The sequence below is a fragment of the Herbaspirillum sp. UBA812 genome (assembly GCF_002296545.1).
Taxonomy (GTDB): domain Bacteria; phylum Pseudomonadota; class Gammaproteobacteria; order Burkholderiales; family Burkholderiaceae_D; genus Herbaspirillum; species Herbaspirillum huttiense.
This window is the reverse complement of record NZ_DBIC01000359.1, coordinates 1-8,327: the sequence shown is the minus strand read 5'-3', so window position 1 is coordinate 8,327 and position 8,327 is coordinate 1. Positions and strand designations below refer to the sequence as shown.

Below are 8,327 nucleotides of genomic sequence, written 5' to 3'. Positions count from 1 at the left end.
CTCCTGGCGGCGTGGCGCGTGACCAGGTCGTTTTATCCAAGCGCACTGCCGCCCCGTCACTGATAATTTCCTGAGGATAGGGACAAGCTCATTCTTATCGACTCTGCGAATGGCCATAGATAAGTTCTGCAGAGAAAAGTTCTTGCCGGATGAGGTCCTTGGCGCGGCAGTTCCTGCTACAGGCCATTTGCTTTTCTTGCCCGAATAGCACACCGCACCGCGACCCACTATACTGGCGGGATGACCCGAATCGACTTTCACAGCAACGTCCCGCAAAAGATCGCCTACGTGTGCCGCCTGGTGCGCAAGGCGCGCGCTTCCGGCGCCACCCTGGTACTGCGCACCCCCAACCGTGCCGAATTGCAGCAGCTGGACCAGGCGCTCTGGAGCTTTTCCGAGCAGGATTTCCTGCCGCACGTGATGGCCGGTGACCCGCTGGCCGCGCAGACGCCCATCATCCTGACCGCCGACGACAGCGCCGACCTGCCGCACCACCAGATCCTCATCAACCTGGGCAGCGACACCCCCGCGCATTTCGCGCGCTTTGAACGCCTGCTGGAAATCATTTCCGCCGACGACGCCGACAAGGCCGCCGGCCGCGACCGCTACCGTTTCTACAAGGAACGCGGCTATCCCCTCTCGCACCACGTGGCCGCCTGAGCCCGCCCCGCCCGCTCACGCCATGAACCACGACGACAACAGCATCCCCCTGCTCACCGAGATCATCCCGCTCGCACCGGCAGCGCCCCCGGCCCCGGATTATGCCGCCCCCATGCAGCCGGGCGCCTTCCACACCCAGCCCGCGAATACCCATTACCAGGGGCCCGCAGCGGCGGCCCCGGCAATGACGCCCCTGCCCCCGGTGACCCCGGCCGCCGAACAATACCGCCAGTGGGAACAGGAAATCCGCGAAAACGTCCTGCAAAGCCTGCTGGAACGCGTCGATACCGTGCTGCACCAACACCTGCAGGACCAGATGGCGCTGGCGCTGGACCATCTTTCCGATATCGTGATGCAGCGCGTCAGGGAAGGCCTGCGCGATGCCCTCACCGAAACGGTCGAGCGCGCCGTGGCGGAAGAGATGGCGCGCTTCACATCTTCAAAAATGTAAATCTTGCTGGATTTTTCTTTTTCTTTTGAATAAAAATATTGCAACAGCCTTTTTATTCATAAAAATTCTAGCCAGTATTGATCACATCGGCAATCACGCTTTTCTTACAATGCTTGCATTGTTCGCATTTGAATTCGCAAATGCGAACGTCCGAACAACCACAGCAAGTTCATGCAAAACCGGGAGAGTGAGATGAAAGTGATCGTATTGGGCGCAGGCATTATCGGAACCGCTTCCGCCTGGTTCCTGAAGAAGCAGGGCTACGACGTCACCGTCATCGACCGCCAGCCCGGCGCGGCGCAGGAAACCAGCTTCGCCAACGGCTGCCAGATCTCGGTCTCGCACGCTGAACCATGGGCCAATCCGGCCGCCCCGATGAAGGTCCTCAAATGGCTGGGCAAGGAAGACGCCCCGCTGCTCTACCGCTTCCGTCCCGAATGGCTGCAATGGAAGTGGGCCGTGGCTTTCCTGCGTGAGTGCACCGCCGCCCGCACCGACGAGAACATCCGCAACATCGTCGCCCTGTGCGAATACAGCCGCCAGACCCTGCAAGCCGTGCGCGCCGACACCGGCATCCAGTACGACCACCTGACCCGCGGCATCCTGCACTTCTACACCGAAGAAAAGGAATTCCAGGACTCGCTGCCCGCCGCCAAGCTCATGCGCGACCTGGGCTGCCCGCGCGAATCCATCGGTGCTGATGAAGTCGTGCGCATCGAACCGGCCCTGGCTTCGATCCGCAACAAGATCGTCGGCGGCGACTTCACCGCCACCGATGAATCGGGCGACGTCTTCAAGCTCACCACCGGCCTGGCCAAGAAAAGTGAAGAAGCCGGCGTCGAATTCCGCTATTCCACCAGCATCACCCGCCTGATCACCGAAGGCGCAGGCGCTGCCGCCCGCGTGACCGGCGTGGAAGTCATCAACCCGGACGGCCGCCATGAAGTCCTGAAGGCCGATACCTTCGTGGTCGCCATGGGCAGCTTCTCGCAGCAACTGGTCAAGCCGCTGGGCATCGACCTGCTGCTCTACCCTGGCAAGGGCTATTCGGCCACCTACCAGATCACCAACCCGGACGCCGCCCCCACCGTCTCGCTCACCGATGACGGCTACAAGCTGGTGGTCTCGCGCCTGGGCGACCGCCTGCGCGTGGCTGGCACCTGCGAACTGAACGGCTACACCCGCGAACTCAATACCACTCGCTGCGAAGCCATCACCCGCCGCACTCGTGAACTGTTCCCGGATGGCTGCGACTACGAGAACCCGACCTACTGGACCGGCCTGCGCCCGCTGACCCCGTCCAACGTCCCCTACGTGGGCAAGACCAAGTTCGCCAACCTGTACCTCAACACCGGCCATGGCACCCTGGGCTGGACCATGGGCTGCGGCTCCGGCCGCGCGATCGCCGAGATCGTCTCCGGCCACGTGCCGGAAATCGATTTCGCCTTCACCGGCCTGCCGCGCTGGAACCGCGCACGCCAGGTGGTGACCCAGGCCGCTTGAGCGTTTTCGTTCACGCCCTGGAAAGGACCGGATTGCCCGGTCCTTTTTTTGCCCGCTTGATCTGGGTCAGCGCATGCGTTTGTTGCAGGATTCTTCACATAGGGCAATCAGCGCCCTTACAAACTCTGACGAGCCCTTGGTGTAGAATCCTCGCTTGCTCTGCGTTGCCGGCATCCTGCCGGGCGTGCGCAGCCACCGGGATTTCAGCTCATCATCGCGCATCTTGCAGCATCACGGCGTCTTCCAGCCTGGTTTGCTGTCAGCCGTTCCGCCATTGGCGGAGCGCTGTCGTTGATCTTCCCGGCCCTGACCCCATATGGACGGATATCCGTCTCAGCCTTTTCCTTCATTTGATTCGAAAAGGCCGGCAACATCAAAGGACCCTGCAATGAAGTGGGCAATTGTCTTCATCTATCTGTTTTCCATCCTGTTCATCCATTTCCGTGGACGCGTGCGCCTGCCCTTCCTGCGGCAGTTCTTCGATCACTCCTCGATCATGTCGCCGATCAACCTGTTCATGTACGCCTTTTCGCGCGTACCGGCGGTCCCCTACCCGGCCGTGAAGCAGTTCGATGACCTCGCCCTCATCGACCAGAACTGGGAAGTGATCCGCGACGAAGCCGTGGCCCTGCGCGAGATGGCCAAGATCAAGGCGGCGGAAAAGAATGACGATGCCGGCTTCAACTCCTTCTTCAAGGCTGGCTGGAAGCGTTTCTATCTGAAGTGGTACAACGCCAGCCATCCCTCGGCCGAGAAGTTCTGCCCCAAGACCGTGGAAATCCTCAAGCGCATCCCGTCGGTGAAGGCCGCCATGTTTGCCGAACTGGCTCCGGGCGGCACGCTCAATCCGCACCGCGATCCCTTCGCCGGTTCGCTGCGCTACCACCTGGGCTTGGTCCCGCCCAACGACGACCGCTGCTTCATCGAAGTCGACGGCCAGCGTTACAGCTGGCGTGATGGCCAGAGCGTGGTGTTCGATGAGACCTTCATCCACTGGGCACAGAACGGCTCCGAGACGAACCGTATCATCCTCTTCTGCGATGTCGAGCGTCCGCTGCGCTATCGTTGGGCAGAAGCCATCAATGGCTTCCTCGGCCGCACCATGATGACCGCCGCTGCCTCGCCCAATGAGACCGGCGACCAGACCGGGCGCGTCAACAAGCTGTTCCGCTTCGTCTGGCTGGCCGGGCAGTATCGCCGCCGCTTCAAGAACTGGAACAAGACCGTCTACAAGATCACCAAATTCGCTCTGATCATCGCCGTGGCGCTGCTGATCATTTATGCCTGAAGCAGCAAACCGGGCTCCTGCAATCGGAAATCCGGAACACTATTACAAATGATATAAACAAATATCGCCGGCTGTTGCACGGCGATTTTTTGTAAGTAAACCCCAAAAACCGCTCATCGATTTTCGGCAGCTGAGAAGCTGACGACGTGCCTGCCTGAAAATGACGCATTGCCGCAATTCCGCCATGCGCCTGGGCTTCAGCCTGATACTGCGGGATTGGCTGGCAAGAACGCACGCAATACTCACCAAGCCCCACGTAAGTGAAAGTCACGCGAGATCTAAAGTTTCCATGCGGCAATCAAAGCGCAAATTTTCTGCAGTGACATGCAGAAACTGCTTCATTCCCATGCTTGCCGCCTGTAAAATCCTTGTGCTTCCGTGCTAGCTTGATGGCGTGAATCTTGCACCGGGATCGTCTTCATTCCGCTGCGACATGCCTTGCTCCTGACTACGCTCCTGCCGATGGCCGGGCACTGCTTCATGGCATGTCAGCCAGCCCGCAGTCGAAGACGCCGGGCAAGCACAGCCGAGTACCGACCATACATAGAACAATGGGCTCATGCAGGACATCGACGACGAGATGAAAAAACCGCTGCTCAAGCATCTGGTAGAAATCACGGCCCACCGGGAGCACTCCCGCCTGGCCATCTCCGTCATCTCCGCGCTGTATCAGCTCACTGAGGTCGAGACCATCCGCATGCTCGACATCTTCACGCTGCGCGATGAATACTTCGTGCAGGAAAAGATGGTCATCCGCGATGGCACGGTCCACACCATCGCCGAACTGACCAGCGACGATCCCAAGGAACCGCTGTCGGCCTATCCGGCCATGCTGGCCTGTATCCGCAATCATCTCAACGAGTTCGACGAAACCACGCCCGAGGGCGAACACGTACTGTGGCTGCCGGTCTGGCTGCACGGGAAGATGAATTCCTGCCTGGAGATCCGCAGCCAGCAGCCCTTTGCACCGACCATGCTGGATGTGATCCGCGGCATCTTCCACGTCTATTGCAATTACCAGAGCCTGCTGGATTACAGCGAGCGCGACGCACTCACCGGCCTGTTCAACCGCAAGACCTTCGACGAGCAGTTCACCCGCTACGCCTTCGCCATCGCGCCGCACGAAGCCCATTCCGTGGACCGCGACGAACGCCGGCACGACAGCAATGACGAACCCAAGGGCCACTGGCTGGGGGTGGTCGACATCGATCACTTCAAGCAGGTCAATGACCGCTACGGCCACCTGTATGGCGATGAAGTGCTGATCCTGGTGGCCAACATCCTGCGCGCTTCGTTCCGGGCGCATGACCGCATCTTCCGTTTTGGCGGCGAGGAATTCGTGATCCTGCTGCGCTCGACCACGCTCACCGATGCGCGCAAGATCTTCGACCGCTTCCGCCAGAACGTGCAGGAATATGATTTCCCGCAGGTCGGCAAGGTCACGGTGAGCCTGGGCTTCGTCAACATCGCGCGCGAAACGCCGGTGGTGATCCTGGGCCATGCCGACCAGGCGCTGTATCACGCCAAGAAGAGCGGCCGCAACCGCATCTGCTACTACCAGGAACTGGTGAATTCAGGCGTGCTGCGTTCGGGCATCACGACCAACGATACGGTGGAATTCTTCTGACGGACCGCCGGGCGTTCCTGTACCAGAGGCCGCGCGAGCGGTCTTTTTTTTCGTTCGCATTTTCCATGTACTGTCCTGCAAGCCGCATGGGTATTGGGCGGGCTCATGCATGCCGTGCATTCGTTCATGTTTTAAAAGCATGAGACAGCGGCGCGGCGCTTTCGTATGATCGCCAACGTTCGACGCCCCGTGCGCGAATTCATCCGCGCGATCCGCCGTATCGAGACTTAGAAAAATTGGGCGATCGCCCGCGGCCTCACCGTGTCAACCAGGAGACTTATAACAATGCAGCAGGCACACTTCAAAAAAATCGGTTCGGTCATGATCCTCTCGCTGGCCTGCGCCTTTGCGGCGCACGCCCAGGACAAGAAGCCCAACGTGGTCGTCATCGGCACCGGCGGCACCATCGCCGGCGCGGGCGCATCCAGCGTCAATACGGCCGCCTATCAATCGGCCGTGGTTCCGGTCGACAAGATCATCGCCGCCGTCCCCGAAATTTCCAAGATCGCCAACGTGCGCGGCGAACAGATCTTCCAGATCGGCAGCGAGAGCTTCAATGACGAGCGTCTGATCAAGCTGGGCAAGCGCGTCTCGGAACTGCTGAAGCAGAGCGATGTGGACGGCATCGTCATCACCCACGGCACCGACACCATCGAAGAGACGGCCTATTTCCTGAACCTGGTATTGAAGAGCGAGAAGCCGGTGGTGGTGGTCGGCTCCATGCGTCCCGGTACCGCGCTGGGCGCGGATGGTGCGCTGAACCTGTATGACGCGGTGCTGGTGGCCGGCAGCAAGGAAGCGGCTGGCAAGGGCACGCTGGTGGTGATGAACGACGAGATCCATTCCGGCCGCGACGTCACCAAGAGCAATACCTTCAAGGTCGAGACTTTCCGCTCGCCCTATGGTCCGCTGGGCTATGTGGTGGAGAACAAGCTGAGCTTCTACCGCCTGCCGGCGCGTCCGCACACCACGCAGACCGAGTTCGACATCGACAAGATCAGCAGCCTGCCGCGCGTGGACATCGTCTACAACTACGGCAACGTAAGCCGCACGGCGTATGACGCCTTCGTGGCGGCAGGTGCCAAGGCCATCATCCATGACGGCACTGGCAACGGCAGCGTGGCCGAGCAGATCGTGCCGGTGCTGCAGGAAGTGCGCAGCAAGGGTGTGCAGGTGATCCGCGCCTCGCGCACCGGCAGCGGCGTGGTGATCCGCAACGGCGAGCAGCCTGATGACAAGTACGACTGGGTGGTCACCGATGACCAGAATGCCCAGAAGGCACGCATCCTGGCCGAGCTGGCCCTGACCCGTACCAATGATCCCAAGGAATTGCAGAAGATCATGTGGAAGTATTGACCGGAGAAATTTCCGACGGCTGATTTACGATAATTTATAAACAATATAAATTTTTTATCAGCCAATAACTGAATAGCAGTACGCAAGGTGTTTTTGTGTTGTAACCCTGAGGTTTCCTCAGTTCCCTCTTGGCCCCGCTTTGGCGGGGCCTTTTTTTGTCCGAGAAAAATACATCGTTCGAATCACGACAACACCGGCTCCCCAATCTCCGGAATCAAGCGAATCGGAATCGACTTCGCCGCCGGCACCTTGCTGCCGCGTGCATGGTGGAACAGCGGGATGAGCCGGTTGAGTTCAGGGAAATAACCCATCACGCAGCCCACCGGAATATCGAAAGGCTCCACGCGCAGATGATCGACGCGGCGCTGCACGCCGTCATCCGACACTGTCTCGGCCGTGACGAAATCCCCTGCGCCCAATCCCTGCTGCTGCAAATCGCGCAGATTCATCAGCAGCACGCGACGCGTGCCCCACACGCCACGGAAGCGGTCATCCAGCGAATAGACGGTCGTATTGAATTGACTGTCACCGCGCGTGGTCATGAGCCGCAACACGCCGGGGGCATCGCCAGGCATGTCGGGATCAGGATCAAAGCCGTCTGGTGTCTTGAAGTTGGCCTTGCCGTTGGGAGTCTTCCATTGCCGTTCGCGCGCCGCCAGCGGGCGCGCGAAACCGCCTGGCGTCCACATGCGTGCATTGAAGTCGCGGAAGATGTCAGGATAGGTGGCCTCGATGGCATCGCGAATCAGGGCGTAGTCGCCGACCCACGCATCCCAGTCCACCTGCGGATTTACCGGCAGCAGTCGCTTGGCCAGTTCGGCCAGGATGGCCGGTTCCGACAGCAGATGCGGCGAGGCCGGTTTGACCCGCCCGCGCGAGCCATGCATGCAGCCGGTGCTGTCTTCCACTGACACAGCCTGCTCGCCGCCGCGTTGCTGGTCGATCTCGATGCGGCCGAGGCAGGGCAGCACGTAGGACGTCTTGCCATGGATGACGCAGGAACGGTTGAAGTGCGTCACCACCTGCACCGTCAGCGGCAGCTTGCGCCAGGCGGGTTCCATCACCCCATGATCGGGAATGGCCCGCACGAAATTCCCGCCCAGCATGAAGAAGGCGGACAGTTCGCCATCGCGAATCTTTTCGCAGGCTTCCACCGTGTTGAGGCCCTTTTCCATCGGTGGCTCGAAATGATAGAGCGCGCGCAGCTTGTCATTGGGCACCATCTCCGGTTTTTCGGTGATGCCCACGGTGCGCTGACCCTGCACGTTGGAATGCCCGCGGATCGGGCAGATGCCCGCGCCCGGCTTGCCGATATTGCCGCGCATGAGCAGCAGATTGGTCAGCATGTGGATGGCACGCACCGCTTCACGATGCTGGGTAATGCCCATGCCATACATGAGCATGGCACTTTCCGCAGCGGCATAGGTATCGGCCGCCAGCTC

The 8,327-nt window shown here is 60.4% G+C and carries 7 protein-coding genes; 6 read left to right on the top strand and 1 reads right to left on the bottom strand.

Annotated features, from left to right (window positions below; translation table 11 throughout):
- Positions 1-240 precede the first annotated feature (240 nt).
- The 6 genes from B3873_RS23865 to B3873_RS23840 all read left to right on the top strand — a co-directional run bounded on the left by B3873_RS23865 (position 241) and on the right by B3873_RS23840 (position 6,885).
- A complete protein-coding gene (locus tag B3873_RS23865; protein ID WP_121038374.1) occupies positions 241-660 on the top strand; it encodes a DNA polymerase III subunit chi in 420 nt (139 codons plus the stop codon).
- A gap of 22 nt (positions 661-682) precedes the next feature.
- On the top strand, positions 683-1,111 hold the full coding sequence (locus tag B3873_RS23860; RefSeq protein WP_286869419.1) for a hypothetical protein: 429 nt from the start codon (positions 683-685) through the stop codon (positions 1,109-1,111).
- Between the two features lie 192 nt (positions 1,112-1,303).
- On the top strand, positions 1,304-2,614 hold the full coding sequence (locus B3873_RS23855) for a D-amino acid dehydrogenase (protein ID WP_034337402.1): 1,311 nt from the start codon (positions 1,304-1,306) through the stop codon (positions 2,612-2,614).
- 388 nt (positions 2,615-3,002) lie between these two features.
- The gene (gene lpxO / locus B3873_RS23850) at positions 3,003-3,902 is read left to right on the top strand and encodes a lipid A hydroxylase LpxO (RefSeq protein WP_286869418.1); all 900 of its coding nucleotides are present in this window, start codon (positions 3,003-3,005) and stop codon (positions 3,900-3,902) included.
- 559 nt (positions 3,903-4,461) lie between these two features.
- Positions 4,462-5,529, top strand: a complete 1,068-nt coding sequence (locus B3873_RS23845; RefSeq protein WP_252696890.1) for a GGDEF domain-containing protein — start codon at positions 4,462-4,464, stop codon at positions 5,527-5,529.
- A gap of 285 nt (positions 5,530-5,814) precedes the next feature.
- Complete coding sequence (locus B3873_RS23840) at positions 5,815-6,885, top strand: asparaginase (RefSeq protein ID WP_034337408.1); 1,071 nt, start codon at positions 5,815-5,817, stop codon at positions 6,883-6,885.
- Positions 6,886-7,067: 182 nt separating this feature from the next.
- On the opposite strand, the gene B3873_RS23835 is transcribed toward B3873_RS23840, so the two are convergent.
- A partial coding sequence (locus tag B3873_RS23835; protein ID WP_286869417.1) for a molybdopterin-dependent oxidoreductase occupies positions 7,068-8,327 on the bottom strand: 1,260 nt, incomplete at its 5' end.